Here is a 14368-nt window from a genome sequence, read left to right on the forward strand (position 1 = left end):
TCGGGCACAAGACTGCGATGATGTTCCGGGGGGCCAATCCTGCAACAGTGCTGCGGCGCGCCTTGCTGCGCGTGCTGGCGGTGTTGTGGTTGTGCGGACTGCCGGTTGCTGCACAGGCCGCTGCTTCGGCTCCGCCTGTCGCGGATCTGACGCCCTGCGTCACTCCGGTCAGGCCGGGAGACAATGCCGCCACGCTGTGGCGCGATGTGGCACGGTTCGATTGTACTACCCCGCAGTCCGCTTTTGGTCCGGGCGATTATTGGGTCCGCATCACTCTGCCCCCGGCGCAGTTACAGGCGCTCGATGGACCGCCACTGCTGACTTTCATGCCAGCCTGGCAACAGGATGCGCGGCTTTACCTGCATTACCGCGATGGCTCGATCAGCCAGCAAGCGCTCGACAACGTCAGCCTGTCCCGCTTTGGCCGGATCGGGGCGCATGTCGCGATCCCGCTCGACCGTATTGCCATGCCGCCTGATGGCGTGCTGCTGCGGATTGACGGAGCGATCAATGCCAGCGGCCTGCTGCAGGTGCCGCGCCTGCAAAGCGAGCGTCAGGCCGATCGTCAGCACCTGACCGAAGCCGTGATCTATGCCGCATTCGCCGGAGTGGCGATTGCGCTGCTCGCCTATAACCTGCTGATGTGGCTGGCTATGCGCGAACGGTTTCAGGTGTTCTATTGCCTGACCCTGGCGGCAATGCTGGCCTATGCCTTTTCGCACTCCGGCGCCCTGGACATGGCCTTTCCGCAACTGGGGGCTGAAACGCGGTTTCGTTTCTCCTATTTTGCACTCGCCGGGATTGCGGCAAGTGCGGTGGCGTTCCTGATCGATTGCATTGAACCGGGCATACTTTCGCGGCGATTGCGCCGGTTGGGCCACGCGGCCTGCTGGCTGGTGCTGGTGACCGGGCTGGCGGTAATGCTTGCGCCCGACAAATGGGCCCACACCATCGACCGGCTCTATGTCGCGTCATTCGTGCCGATCCCGGTTGTCGCTGTTCTGTTGGCCGCGCAGGCCTGGCGGCGGGGCAGCCGGATCGTTCGTCTGCTGGTGCTGGCCTGGAGCTTTCCCACCGTCATGGCCCTGACCCGGATCGCCCACGCCGGAAATCTGATCGGTTACAGCCTGTGGGTGGAACATTCCGCGATCGTGGCGCTGGGGGTAGAAGCCCTGCTTTCGGCGCTGGCCATGTCGTTCCGGATCAAGCGCATCGCGCGTGAGCGGGACGAGGCCCGTGCGGAAGAACGGGTTGCCCGGCGGCTCGCCGAAATTGACCCGCTGACCGGGCTCTACAACCGCCGTGCGCTGCTGGCAGGGGTGCTCGGTTGGGGTTCGGACGAGGACTTGCGGCTAGTGCTGATTGACATCGATCATTTCAAGGCGATCAACGATCACAGCGGTCATGACACCGGCGATGACGTGCTGCGTGAAGTGGCTGCTGTACTTGCCGCCACGGCAGAAATCCGCGCCACAGTCGCCCGGCTAGGTGGCGAGGAGTTCGCCCTGTTTGGCCCGGCGGACGAGATCGACGATGCGCTGGCTCAGTCCCTGCTGGATGCGGTGCGCAGCCATCCCATGCCCCATGGCTTGCGCGTCACCGTCAGCGCAGGAAGCGCCTGTGGGCGGATCGGCTGCGAGGCGGATTGGCGGGCGCTTTACCGCCGCGCCGACCAGGCCCTTTACCAGGCCAAGGAAAGCGGCCGCGACCGGCTTGTGCTCGCCGCCCCTGCCCTGGCCCGCGCTGCAGCCTAAGCGCTACTCCCAGAACGCCACGCAGCGCACTTCGATCGATTCGCGCACTTGTGTGCCGGGCAGACTGGTGTCGTGAAACGCGGTGTGCGGGCAGCGCCAGGTGACGGAGTGGTCGCTGTCATAGAATTTGAACAGCAGCACATCGTCACGGGTCATGTTGGAGAAATACCACCAGCGGTGTTCGTCGCGCTGGCGCAGGATCGTTGCGGCGATCATCTGGTCCTCACCCGCGACCGGGGCGGTCAAGGCATCGCCGGTCGGGAATTCGTCAACCACGAACAGCGTGTTGCTGGCCAGTTCATTCCCCTGAATTGAGCGTCCGTCCATCAAGGCCAGCGGCCAGTCCTGCGGCCCCGGACTGAAGGTGCGCCAAAAGCTGAAGCAGCAATGCCGCTTGAATCCCGGACCCTCCGGCCGCTGCGCCGCATAGATCCGCGCGCCCGCCGCCTCACCGGTGCGGGGATTATAGTCGATATGCGCTTCCCCCGCCTGCGGTTGCAGCCCGCCGGAATGCTGATAACCCGCTACTTTCTGCTGCGCCCGTTCGGTCAGATCGGCAGTGGTGCGCCGCATCCAGCCCTGCACCGCAACAAAGCTTGCACCCGAAAGCGCACAGACCGCCGCGGCGACTTCGGCATTGTACTTGGCGTCAACTTCGTCCCGGTCGGTAAAATCCGTCACGCCGGACGCGTGCTTTCCCAGCACAAAGCCGTGGGTATCGAGCGTAAAGTGATCGCGCAGCGGCATCCCATCGCGCATCGGCATCACGTGGTCGGTATAGACCCCCGTATTGATCTCTGCCCCCTGGCTGACATAGCGCCGGGTGACATAATCCCCTTCCCCCAGATAGCGAATCAACGCCTCAGACCGACGCGCGCGTTCTTCTATTCCATCGTCAGCCATGGTTGCCATCGGCCCTCTCCTTTGGTCCGGATGGTAACGATCGTTAGAATTGAGGCAAGGGTCTATTCCCCTTACTTCTTCCGCATTTTCCGCGCCGCATAACGTTCATCGCGCGCGGCCTTGCGTTCAGCCTCGGTGAGGACCGGGGTCGTAGCCGCTTCGGCGGCGGCCTGAGCCTTGGCTTGCTTCTCGGCCTTGGCAGCCGCAAGCTCAGCCTTGCGGGCGGCGCTCTTTTCGGCCTGGGCCTGTTCGCGGGCGAGGCGGGCGGCGGCGAGCTTGGCCAGTTCGGCCGGATCGGGGGCGGGTTTGGCGGCAAGCTTCTTGAGGGCGCGCTCACGGGCCTGCTGAGCCAGAGCAGCGCGCTCTTGAAAGCTCGGTTCCTTGTATGATGCCATGGTTGGGATGTTCTCTTTTCGCTGGGTAAAGAAGGGTTGCGAGAGGCCGTAGCACTCCTGCTGCTGTTCGTCGCCCCGGACTTGATGCGGGGTCAGGCCTGGTTTGAACGCCGGGCTGGAAGAGGTTGATAGCGCGGCGAAACCACTCAGCCACACTGCGCGCGGTCCCCCTCCCCCGGTCTGCTTCGAAAAAGAACGGGAGAATCGTGCGGAGTTATTCCTCACCCATCCGCAATGCTGCGATAAATGCTTCCTGCGGGATGCTGACGTTGCCGTACTCGCGCATCTTGGCTTTGCCCTTCTTCTGCTTTTCCAGCAGCTTCTTCTTGCGGGTGATATCGCCGCCATAGCATTTGGCGGTAACGTCCTTGCGCATGGCACTGATGGTTTCTCGCGCTACTACCTTACCGCCAATGGCGGCCTGGATCGGGATCTTGAACAAGTGGCGCGGGATCAGGTCTTTCAGGCGTTCGCACATGTGGCGGCCGCGGGCTTCGGCGGCGTTGCGGTGCACAATCATCGAAAGTGCATCAACCGGCTCGTTATTGACGAGGATGGCCATTTTGACGAGGTCGCCCTCGCGCAGACCGATCTGCTCGTAATCGAAGCTGGCATAGCCGCGGCTGATGCTTTTCAGGCGGTCATAGAAATCGAACACCACTTCGTTGAGCGGCAATTCGTATTGCACCTGCGCGCGGCCGCCAACGTAGGTCAGCCCGGTCTGGATCCCGCGGCGGTCCTGGCAGAGTTTGAGGATCGAGCCGAGGTATTCATCGGGCGTGTAGATCGTGGCTTTGATCCACGGTTCGTCGATTTGTTCGATCCGGCTGGGATCGGGGTAATCGGCCGGATTGTGGAGCAGAATCTCGCGCGCATCATCCGTGCGGCTGGCGCGCAACTGGATGCGGTAAACCACTGATGGCGCGGTGGTGATCAGGTCCAGATCATATTCGCGGGTCAGGCGTTCCTGGATGATTTCGAGGTGCAGCAGGCCGAGGAAACCCGCGCGGAAACCAAAGCCGAGCGCGGCGCTGCTTTCCATTTCGAAGCTGAAGCTGGCATCGTTGAGCCGCAGCTTGGCGATGCTTTCGCGCAATTTCTCAAAGTCCGCCGCGTCAACCGGGAACAGGCCGCAGAACACCACCGGCTGGACTTCCTTGAAGCCGGGCAGCGGCTCAAGCGCGCCCTGCTTGGTGGTGGTGATGGTATCGCCGACGCGGGCCTGGGCAACTTCCTTGATCTGGGCGGTGATGAAGCCGATTTCGCCGGGGCCCAATTCATCCAGTTGCTCGATCTTGGGGGTGAAGCAGCCGACGCGGTCAATCAGGTGTTCGGTGCCGCCGGCCATGAATTTGACCGAGAGGCCCTTTTTGATCACCCCGTCGATGATCCGCACGAGGATCACCACGCCAAGGTAGGGATCGTACCAGGAATCGACCAGCATGGCCTTCAAGGGCGCGGTGCGGTCGCCCTTGGGCGGGGGAATCTTGGTGACGATCGCTTCAAGCACTTCGGCAATGCCGATCCCCGATTTGGCGCTGGCGAGCACGGCTTCGCTGGCATCGAGGCCGATCACTTCCTCAATTTCGGCGCGGACCTTTTCGGGTTCAGCGGCGGGAAGATCGATCTTGTTGATGACGGGCACGATTTCGTGGTCGTGCTCGATCGATTGGTAAACGTTGGCAAGCGTCTGCGCCTCAACCCCTTGTGCCGCGTCGACCACCAGCAGCGCGCCTTCGCAGGCGGCGAGGCTGCGGCTGACTTCATAGGCGAAATCGACGTGGCCGGGGGTATCCATGAGGTTCAGCTCATAGTCCTTGCCATCCTTGGCGCGGTATTTGAGCCGGACCGTCTGGGCCTTGATCGTGATCCCGCGCTCTTTCTCAATGTCCATATTGTCAAGGACTTGTGCGCTCATCTCGCGCTCAGAAAGGCCGCCGGTGAACTGGATCAGCCGGTCGGCAAGCGTGCTCTTGCCGTGGTCGATGTGGGCAATAATCGAAAAATTGCGGATAGAAGCCAATTCAGTCATCGCGCGCCGTTAGCAGCGCAGCGCCATGCTGTCACCGCAGAACGTAGTCTTGGCGCGACGGGCTCAGGCCACCTTGTTCTTTGGCTTCATGTCGGCAGTAGAACCGAATTTGGGCAAGCTCATCGGGGCCCCGGCCTGCTGCATCAACTGCATCGGATACTGTCCCGGCGGCAACGCCTGCAACGGCATGCCGGCCTGGGCCATGATATAGGGTGAAATGCGGTGGCGGGTGCACAGCCCGCCTGCGCCGTCATCCACCAGATGCTGTTCGAATTCGAGCCCCTGCATCGCTCCGGCCGAGCGGCGGACCATCGCGACAGCCAGCTGCCCTTCCCCGAAATCAACCACAAACGGAGTGCCGATCGGCACATCGAGCAGCCCTTCGACCATGCAGCCAGTGCGCGACAGGTTGCGCATGGTGGCCTCATAGCGGTGATCCTCATGGATCAGGCCAACCTTGCGCAGCACGGTGCGGCGTTCCTGGCGGTATTTGCTGGGGCCGCTGGGTTCAATCACCCAGGTGCCGCTCAGCATGGCTTCGGTCACATCTTCGCAGCTGATCGCCGGGGCATAGATGTAGCCCTGAATCTGGCTCACACCCAGCTTCTGCATCGCCTGCAGTTCATCCAGGGCTTCGATCCCCTCGGCCGTGGTCTCCATGCCAAGGGCAATGGCCAGGCTGACGATCGCGGCGATGATCGCGTTGTTGCGATTGCCCGGCTGGGTCACGCCGGCAATAAAGCCCTTGTCGATCTTGATCTTGTCAAACGGGGCGTGCTGCAGATAGCCGAGTGAGGAATAGCCGGTGCCGAAATCGTCCAGCGCCAGCCGCACACCCAGCAATTTCAGCGAATTGAACATATCCGCCGTGCTCGATTCATCCCCCAGGAAGATCGATTCCGTCAGTTCAAGCTCAAGCCGTTCAGGCGCAAGTTCGGCATGGGCCAGCGCTTGGGCCACCACGGAAGTGAAGCCGGGGTTGGCAAATTGCGATGCCGATACGTTAACCGCCACCCGCACTTCGCCGGGCCAGGTTGCCGCATCCATGCAGGCCTGCTTCATCACCCAATCGCCCAGCGCGCCGATCAGGTTCGCTTCTTCGGCTACGGGGATAAACACGCTGGGCGGGATCGGGCCCATTTCCGGGTGGTCCCAGCGGCTGAAGGCCTCAAGCGTGACGACCTTGTTGGTCTTGGTATCGACAATCGGTTGATAGGCGACGCGCAGTTCACCGTTGCTAAGAGCATCGCGCAGATCGTCCTCGATCCGCTTGCGCCGCTCTGCCTCGCTGTGGAGATCACTGGAATAGAACCGGAACTGGCCGCGCCCGCCGCCTTTCGAAGCATAGAGCGCAAGGTCCGCGCTGCGAATCAGTTCTTCGCTGTCGAGCCCGTCATAAGGCGCAATCGCGATCCCGATCGAAGCACCGATGACACAACGGCTGCCTTCGATCTGATAGGGCTGCGATACCATGGTGATGATGGTCTTGGCGATTTCGCCCAGCCGCCCGCGATCATCAACATCGGGCAGCATGATCTGGAATTCGTCCCCGCCCAGGCGGCCGATCTCGCAGCCCTTTTCAGTGACCACGCGCTGCAGGCGCTGCGCCACCTGCTTGAGCAATTCATCGCCTGCCGGATGGCCCAGCGTATCGTTGACCTGTTTGAACCGGTCCAGATCGATCATCATCACCGCACAGGCGCGCTTGGCGGCCTTGTAGGCGGTCAGCGTCGCCGTGAGCCGCTTGCCCATGCGGTGGCGGTTGGCAAGGCCAGTCAGCGAATCGTACTGGGCGAGGCGCGATGCGTCTTTCTGACTCTGGCGGGTTGCGGTGACATCGGTTCCGTTGCCGTTATAGCCGCAGAAGTCGCCCTGGGCATTGAACTGTGGGCGCCCGGAAATTGACCACCAGACCTCGGTTCCTTCCAGCGCGGCGCGCACGGCCAGTTCAACAAAGGTCTTGCGGGCTGACAGCATCAGCGGAAGCGTGCGTTCAACCGTATCGTCTTCATCCCGGTCCAGGATGAACAGCGACTGGATCGGCTGCCCAACCAGTTCGCCACGCTCGCGGCCCAGGCTTTTGGCAACGCAATCCGAAATGTAGGTCAGATGGCCTTCGCTATTGCTGGCCCAGAACCAACCGATGCCGCTCTGTTCATAATCGCGCAGCAGCGAAATCGCGCGGTTGAGCTCTTCACCCTTGGGCATTGGGCCAGTTTCAGGCACACGCGGGCCTGCGTCACCCTTGCCGTTACCCAGCAGGTTGCGCAGCATTCCCAAACCTGAACCTTTTGCTTCAGCCATGCCGGTGGTTCCGTGGTGCTCCGTAAAGTTGCCGATCAAGCAGCAGGCTATAACTAAACGTAGTTGCCAAACCGCTAAGATTACCGCGGACGCAACTATCTGAACTTGCGGGAAATGCACTTATCAAGCGGCTTCTCCCGTCTGGCGCAGCAGGCCGCTTCGCGGCTTTGCGGCACCCGTGCCGAGCACTGCGATCCGGCCCGATTCGTCAAGCAGCAGCGGCGCGGCGAATTCAACGCCCATCCGGTCTTCCTGGCACCAGCGCGCGGTGGCCGTAACCACTCCGCCTTCGGCCAGCATGATCCGGAAGATCGTCCCCGGCGGGACATTCCACAGCCCTTCGACCATGGCCCCGGTGGTAGAGATATTGCGGATCGTGCCCTGATATTGCTGCGCGCCATGCTCCAGCGTGATCTTGCGTAGCATGGTCTGGCGCACGGCGCGGGCCGCGCGCGGCCCTTTGGCAATCGCGGTCAGCCCGGTCAGCAGGCGCTGGGTAGCCGCGGCGACGGTCAGCGGCTTCTCATAGATATAGCCCTGCACGTGGCTGCAGCCCAGCATGCGCACCAGATCCAGTTCGTCCAGCGTTTCCACGCCTTCAGCGGTGGTTTCCATGCCCAAGGCCTCGGCCAGGCTGACGATCGAGGAGATAATCGCGCCGTTGCGGCTGCCGACAATGGTGGCACCGCGCACGAACGACTGGTCGATCTTGATCTTGTCGAACGGCGCCTTCTTGAGATAGCCGAGCGAGGAATAGCCGGTCCCGAAATCGTCCAGCGAAAGGCGCACGCCCACCCGCTTGAGCGCGGCAAACATGGCGTCAGTGCCAGCATCGTCGTTCAGGAACACGCTCTCGGTGATTTCCAGTTCCAGCCGTTGCGGGCTGATCTGGGCACTGGCCAGCGCATTGGTGATGATCGCGGGCAAAGCCGGATTGGAGAACTGCAGCGGCGAAACGTTCACCGCCACGCGCACGCTTTCCGGCCACTGGCTCAGGTCGCGGCAGGCGGTGCGTAGCGCCCATTCACCGATCGGCGCAATCAGGCCAGTGTCTTCGGCAATCGGAATGAATTTGGCCGGCGACATCATCCCCCGGGTCGGATGGTTCCAGCGCAGCAGCGCCTCGAACCCGGTGATCCGCTCGGTCGAGGTATGAACCACCGGCTGGTAATAGAGCTCAAGCCCATCATGGGCGAGCGCATCGCGCAGATCCTGTTCCAGCTGCCGGCGTTCCTCGGCATCGCTGTGCAGGTCTGCGGCATAGAAGTGGTGCCGACCGCGCCCGCCATCCTTGGCGGCATAAAGCGCCAGGTCCGCGTTGCGGATGATGGCTTCGGCTGTCACGCCGTCAGCCGGAGACAGCGCGATCCCCACCGAAGCGCCGATCACGACCCGGTGGCCTTCGATCGTATAGGGTTCCGACAGGTCATGGATGACCCGTCGCGCCAGTTCGGCCAGATCCTCGCGGCGGTGATGTCCGGCCAGCACGACCTGGAATTCATCCCCGCCCAAGCGCCCCACCCGGCCTGCTTCGCCTACGGTGCGCTCCAGCCGGCTCGAAACCATCTTGAGCAGGGCATCCCCGGCGGGGTGGCCCATGGTATCGTTGACCTGTTTGAACCGGTCGAGATCGAGCAAGAACACCGAGCAGGCCCGGTGTTCGATGTGCGGCGCGGCCAGGATCTTCTCGAGCGTCTGCGCCATCTGCAACCGGTTGGCGAGGCCGGTGAGTGAATCGTAATGCGCCAGGCGGGTCGCGTTCTCTTCGGACCGGCGCTTTTCAGTCAGGTCATGGCCCGAGCCGCGAAAGCCCAGGAAGTTGCCGAAACTGTCATAGATCGGTCGTCCACTGATCGACCACCAGCGTTCCTCGTGCCCGATGGCGGCCCGGATCCCCAGTTCGCTGAACGCTGATCGCGCATTGAGGTGGAAGGCCAGGGTCCGCTCGCTGTCCTGCCCGGCTGGGTCGTTGACAAACAATTCGGTAAAGGGCCGCCCGGTCAGTGATTTGCTCCCCAGCAACTGCGCAACCGTGGGCGATACGTAAACGATCACCCCGCGGCGGTCGCTTTCCCAGAACCAGCCCTGGCCGGTCTGTTCGAAATCGTTGAGGATTTCCTCGGCGCGCAGTTGGGCGCGTTCCCGGTCAATCTGGGCGCGGATCGCGGCGGCGTTTGCCTTGGATTCGCGCTGACCGACGAAGATCCCGACCGCGACACCCAGGGCAAGCCCTGCCCAGGTCTCGATAGTCCCGGCCATCACGGTGACCCCGATCCACAGCCCGATCTGGCTGACGATCAGCGCGATCACCCGGCGATTGAGGATCACCGCAGCCAGAGCCGCGCAAATGATCAGCAGGCCCAGCGAATCGCTCCAGTCGACATCGCTGCCGACCTTCCACCGGGCGATGGCCAGGCCGAACAACAGCATCGGCAGGCCGACAACGGCCAGCAGCATGCCAAAATGCTTGGTCCCGGTATCGCAATGGTCACGTTCAATCCGCACCGCAATCGGGGTGAACGCGGCGACGGCAACAGCCATGATCCCGAGCAAGGCCGTGCCCAGTGGCGGCGTGGACCACGAAGCGACACCGTTGAGCAGCAGCGCGATCCCCAGGACCGGCGCCATCACCGTCCAATTGCGATCGAGCATATGGACGAGAGTGGCGTGATCCTTGGTCTGACGATGGCGCGCGGCACGGTCGGTGCGGGCGGCCTGTTGGCGCAACTGGCCAGGCGAACCGGTGGTGCTGACAGCAGTCCGGGGCGCTCCGCGCGGGGCAGCTTCCGCAGCCGCGCTGGTGGGCGCGGTCGGTCGGGGCGCGGGCTGCGCCTCGGGTAGCTGCCTGGCAGGCTGGGCCGTCATGGTGCTGCAAATGCCTGAAAACCGTTTGAGAAATGGTTAAATTTACCATTATGACTGGCAGAAATTCGCGCTCGGTAAGTCCACGGGGTCTGTGCTTGAATTGCCTCGCCGGGCAGTGCATGTTTCACCGCAATGACAGACCCAGGCGGGTTCGCACCACGCCTGCGGCACAACGATTGGGGATCCGGGATGGCCAAAGGCAACACCACGCTGGAAAACGAAGCTGCGCAATCGACCACTGCATTGGGCCCGCTGGTGGGTTTGGCGCGGGAAGACTTTGTCGGCGCCGTTGCGCTGCTGCTGCGTGAAACCGCCAGCGATCCGCAGCGATCGATGCGCCACATGCAAAGCTTTGGCGAAGACGTGGTCAAAATCCTGTCCGGCAAAAGCGATCTGGCGCCCGAGCCAAAAGACAAGCGCTTCATGGACCCGGCCTGGCGCTATAACCCGTTCTTCCGCGCCGGTGCGCAGTATTACCTGGCGATTCAGAAGGGGATGAAAAACTGGGTTGAAGAGCTTGAGCTGGACGAACTGGAACGGGACCGCGCCAATTTCATCTCGCAGATCATCATCGATGGCCTGGCCCCTACCAACACCCTGATCGGCAATCCCACCGCGCAAAAACGCCTGATCGACAGCGGCGGGCTTTCGCTGATCAAGGGCCTCAAGAACGCCTATAACGACATTGTCCATAACAAGGGCATGGTCAGCCAGGTCGATACCAAACCGTTCAAGCTGGGGGAGAATGTCGCCACGGCAAAAGGCAGCGTGGTCTACCGCGATGCGATGTTCGAGCTGATCCATTATGCCCCGACCACGGACACGGTTTACGAAATCCCGCAGCTGACAATTCCGCCGCAAATCAACAAGATGTACATCAACGATCTGTCCCCGGAAAAGTCGGTGGTCAAATGGCAGACTGATAACGGCATCCAGTGCTTCGTGATTTCGTGGAAGAACCCCACGAAGGAAGAAGGCGTCTGGGGGATGGACGATTACATCGCCAGCTGCATGAAGGCGGTGGACGTGGTCTGCGAGATTACTGGCGCGCCGCGCGTCAATATCTCAAGCGCCTGTTCGGGCGGCCAGACCGGCGCGATCCTGGCCAGCAAGATGTCTGCGGCCGGCGACAAGCGGCTGGGTGCCCTGACTTATATGGTCACCGTGCTGCACCCCAAGCAGAATGATATCGAGGCCGGTTCCTTGATGACCGCCAACGGACTGGAACTGGCCAAGAAGCGCGCCGCCAAGGCCGGGGTGATCGAAGGACACTCGCTGGCTCGCGGCTTTGCCTGGCTGCGGCCGAACGACCTGATCTGGAACTATGTGATCAACAATTACCTGATGGGCGATGATCCTCCGGCGTTTGACGTGCTGTTCTGGAATGCCGACGCCACCAACTTGTCGGCCACTTTGATGGGTGATTTCCTGCACTTGTTTGAAACCCTGGCCTTCACCAAGCAAGGTGAGGTCGAAATGGCCGGCCACGGGATCGACCTGAGCAAGGTCAAGAGTGACCTGTTCATTCTGGGCGGGACCACCGATCACATCACTCCGTGGCGTGCCTGTTATCGGTCCACCCAGCTGTTCGGATCGAAGGACGTGACCTTCGTGCTCAGCCAGGCCGGGCACATGCAGGCGATCCTCAACCCGCCGGGCAACCCCAAGGCCAAGTATTATGTGTCGAAAAAGGCGGGCCATCCCCCGGCTGACGTTGACGAATGGCTCAAGGGGACCGAGGAACAGGCGGGAAGCTGGTGGCCTTACTGGATGCAATGGCTGCAACAGCGCGCGGGGAAGCAGGTTCCGGCCCCTAAAGCGCTGGGCAGCAAGAAGCATCCGCCGATGGAAAATGCCCCCGGCTTGTATGTATTGACCTGAGCCGAAAGGGCGCGCGTGCAAGAACTGACCTGTGAATTTTCGATGGAAGTGGTCGGCGGCCGCACCCTGCGTGTCGCGCGCTGGCGTTGGGACATGGCCAGCGAGCATCTGCCGATCCTGTTCTTCAACGGCATCGGCGCCAACATCGAAGCAGTCGCCCCGCTGGCCGAAGCACTGACCGAGCGGCCGTTCATCATGTTCGACATGCCTGGCGTGGGCGGCAGCCCCGATCCGCTGGTGCCCTACAACACCTTCACCATGAGCTGGACCGCCAAGGAACTGCTCCGCCGCTTCAACTGCGATCAGGTGGACGTGATGGGCATTTCGTGGGGCGGCGGGATGGCACAGCACTTCACGCTGCAACACCCCGATTACGTCCGCCGCCTGATCCTGTGTGCCACCAGCGCAGGCATGTTCATGGTCCCCGGCAATCCCGGCGCGTTGACGAAGATGGTCAACCCGCGCCGCTATGTCGACGCGGCCTTCATGGAAGAGCATTTCCGCACGCTCTATGGCGGGCTGACCGGCGGCAAAGCAGAACATATCAGCCGCCTGACCCCGCCCAGCCCGCGCGGCTATGTCTATCAGCTGCTCGCCATGCTTGGCTGGACCAGTGCCCCTGCCCTGCCCTTCCTCAAGAAGGACACGCTGATCATGATGGGGGATGAGGACCAGATCGTCCCGCTCGCCAACGGCAAGATCCTGGAGACGCTGATCCCCAACAGCCGGCTCGAGATATTCGAGCAGGGAGGGCACTTGTTCATGCTGACCCACCGTGAACAGACCATCTCCTGTATCCGGGGCTTTCTGGACGGGCCGGAGCGTACGGACACGAAACGAAAGGCTGCCTAGAAACTATGCGCCACATTGCGATCATCGGCTCGGGACCAGCAGGGTATTACACGGCCGAGGCCGCGCAAAAGCAATTTGGCGAGGATGTGCGGGTCGACATATTCGACATGTTGCCCGTCCCCTATGGCCTGATCCGCACCGGGGTGGCGCCCGATCACCAGTCGATCAAGGGTGTGTCGCGGCGTTATGAAAGCACCGCCTTGTCCGAAAACGTCCGCTTTGTGGGCAACGTCATGGTCGGCAAGGACGTGACGGTAGAGGAATTGCAAGGCCTCTATGACGCAGTAGTACTCGCCACGGGTGCGCCACACGACCGCAAGATGGACCTGCCGGGAGAGGAACTGCCCGGCGTCTATGGCAGCGCCGCCTTTGTTGGCTGGTACAATGGCCACCCGATGTTCGCCAACCTCGATCCCGATCTGACCGGCGATACAGCCGTGGTGATTGGCATGGGCAACGTCGCGCTCGACGTCGCCCGGATCCTGTCCAAGACGCGCGAGGAATTCGCCGGGAGCGATATTGTCGCCCACGCGCTCGACGTGCTGCAGACCTCACGGCTCAGGCGGATCGTGGTGCTGGGGCGGCGCGGGCCGCACCAGATCATGATGACGCCCAAGGAACTGGGCGAACTGTCCCACCTGACCCGTGCCGCACCGCGCGTCGATCCGCAGGACCTGCCGGACGAAGGCGACGACGCCCTGCTGGAACCCGGCCTGCGCAAATCGGTCACCCACCTGCGCAGCTTCGCCGCGATCCCCGCCAGCCACTATGCCGACATGGGCATCGAGGTGGAGTTCGATTTCTTTGCCAGCCCCAAGGCGATCCTGGGCACCGACAAGGTCACCGGGATCGAGGTTGAACGCACCGTCGTCGAAGCCGGCCGCGCGGTTGGTACGGGTGAGGTTTACACCATTCCCGCCAGCCTGGTGGTGTGCTGCATCGGCTATCAGACCAGCCGCATCCCCGGTGTGCCGTTCGATGAGCGTGCCGGGCGCTTCCCCAACGATGAAGGCCGCATCTTGCCAGGCCTGTACTGCGTCGGCTGGGCCCGGCGAGGCCCGTCGGGCACGATTGGCACCAACCGTCCGGACGGCTTCAGCGTGGTTGAAAAGATCGCTGAAGATATTGGCCTTGGCAGTGGCAAGCGCGGCCGCGCCGGGTTTGACGAACTGGCAGCGGCACGCAGTCTGGATGTGGTAACCTTCCGCGACTGGCAGAAGATCGACGAACAGGAAGTTGCCCGCGCCCGTGACGGCGCCCCGCGGGAAAAGTTTGTCCATGTGGGGGATATGATCGCGGCGCGGGGGAATTCATAGGCAGAGGCCGCGCAAGGGGCTTCGGCAAGCTCAGCCTGGTCGGCGCTTGGCTCAGACCTGGTTCCG

At 62.5% G+C, this 14368-nt stretch carries 9 protein-coding genes; 4 read left to right on the forward strand and 5 right to left on the reverse strand.

The window, feature by feature from the left end; all coding sequences use genetic code 11:
- Nucleotides 1–17: 17 nt before the first annotated feature.
- The gene (locus tag MNBBLIKP_RS08860) at nucleotides 18–1754 is read left to right on the forward strand and encodes a GGDEF domain-containing protein (RefSeq protein ID WP_088309602.1); all 1737 of its coding nucleotides are present in this window, start codon (nucleotides 18–20) and stop codon (nucleotides 1752–1754) included.
- A gap of 3 nt (nucleotides 1755–1757) precedes the next feature.
- On the opposite strand, the gene MNBBLIKP_RS08865 is transcribed toward MNBBLIKP_RS08860, so the two are convergent.
- From MNBBLIKP_RS08865 to MNBBLIKP_RS08885, 5 genes are all read right to left on the reverse strand, one after another.
- Nucleotides 1758–2666 (reverse strand): CmcJ/NvfI family oxidoreductase, encoded by a 909-nt coding sequence (locus MNBBLIKP_RS08865; protein ID WP_088309604.1) that lies wholly within the window; start codon nucleotides 2664–2666, stop codon nucleotides 1758–1760.
- Between the two features lie 62 nt (nucleotides 2667–2728).
- Entirely contained in the window at nucleotides 2729–3052 is a 324-nt protein-coding gene (locus tag MNBBLIKP_RS08870; RefSeq protein ID WP_088309606.1) for a DUF6481 family protein, read from the reverse strand.
- A 214-nt stretch (nucleotides 3053–3266) separates the two neighbouring features.
- Nucleotides 3267–5084, reverse strand: a complete 1818-nt coding sequence (lepA, locus tag MNBBLIKP_RS08875; RefSeq protein WP_088309608.1) for a translation elongation factor 4 — start codon at nucleotides 5082–5084, stop codon at nucleotides 3267–3269.
- Nucleotides 5085–5147: 63 nt separating this feature from the next.
- Entirely contained in the window at nucleotides 5148–7388 is a 2241-nt protein-coding gene (locus tag MNBBLIKP_RS08880) for an EAL domain-containing protein (RefSeq protein WP_254912977.1), read from the reverse strand.
- A gap of 123 nt (nucleotides 7389–7511) precedes the next feature.
- The gene (locus MNBBLIKP_RS08885; protein WP_088309610.1) at nucleotides 7512–10253 is read right to left on the reverse strand and encodes an EAL domain-containing protein; all 2742 of its coding nucleotides are present in this window, start codon (nucleotides 10251–10253) and stop codon (nucleotides 7512–7514) included.
- Between the two features lie 132 nt (nucleotides 10254–10385).
- Between MNBBLIKP_RS08885 and MNBBLIKP_RS08890 the strand changes: the two genes are divergently transcribed.
- The 3 genes from MNBBLIKP_RS08890 to MNBBLIKP_RS08900 are packed head-to-tail and all read left to right on the forward strand — an operon-like array spanning nucleotide 10386 to nucleotide 14302.
- Nucleotides 10386–12134 carry a PHA/PHB synthase family protein gene (locus MNBBLIKP_RS08890; RefSeq protein WP_254912978.1) on the forward strand — a complete coding sequence of 583 codons (1749 nt, stop codon included), beginning with the start codon at nucleotides 10386–10388 and terminating at the stop codon, nucleotides 12132–12134.
- Nucleotides 12135–12149: 15 nt separating this feature from the next.
- Complete coding sequence (locus MNBBLIKP_RS08895; protein WP_254912979.1) at nucleotides 12150–12986, forward strand: alpha/beta fold hydrolase; 837 nt, start codon at nucleotides 12150–12152, stop codon at nucleotides 12984–12986.
- Between the two features lie 5 nt (nucleotides 12987–12991).
- Nucleotides 12992–14302 carry an FAD-dependent oxidoreductase gene (locus MNBBLIKP_RS08900; RefSeq protein ID WP_088309614.1) on the forward strand — a complete coding sequence of 437 codons (1311 nt, stop codon included), beginning with the start codon at nucleotides 12992–12994 and terminating at the stop codon, nucleotides 14300–14302.
- Nucleotides 14303–14368 lie beyond the last annotated feature (66 nt).

It is taken from the genome of Novosphingobium sp. B 225 (assembly GCF_002198665.1).
In the GTDB taxonomy this organism is placed as follows: domain Bacteria; phylum Pseudomonadota; class Alphaproteobacteria; order Sphingomonadales; family Sphingomonadaceae; genus Novosphingobium.

Coding starts and splice junctions, on each gene's coding strand:
- MNBBLIKP_RS08860 (WP_088309602.1), top strand. CDS start 18: ATGATGTTCCGGGGGGCCAATCCTGCAACAGTGCTGCGGCGCGCCTTG.
- MNBBLIKP_RS08865 (WP_088309604.1), bottom strand. CDS start 2,666: ATGGCAACCATGGCTGACGATGGAATAGAAGAACGCGCGCGTCGGTCT.
- MNBBLIKP_RS08870 (WP_088309606.1), bottom strand. CDS start 3,052: ATGGCATCATACAAGGAACCGAGCTTTCAAGAGCGCGCTGCTCTGGCT.
- lepA (WP_088309608.1), bottom strand. CDS start 5,084: ATGACTGAATTGGCTTCTATCCGCAATTTTTCGATTATTGCCCACATC.
- MNBBLIKP_RS08880 (WP_254912977.1), bottom strand. CDS start 7,388: ATGGCTGAAGCAAAAGGTTCAGGTTTGGGAATGCTGCGCAACCTGCTG.
- MNBBLIKP_RS08885 (WP_088309610.1), bottom strand. CDS start 10,253: ATGACGGCCCAGCCTGCCAGGCAGCTACCCGAGGCGCAGCCCGCGCCC.
- MNBBLIKP_RS08890 (WP_254912978.1), top strand. CDS start 10,386: ATGACAGACCCAGGCGGGTTCGCACCACGCCTGCGGCACAACGATTGG.
- MNBBLIKP_RS08900 (WP_088309614.1), top strand. CDS start 12,992: ATGCGCCACATTGCGATCATCGGCTCGGGACCAGCAGGGTATTACACG.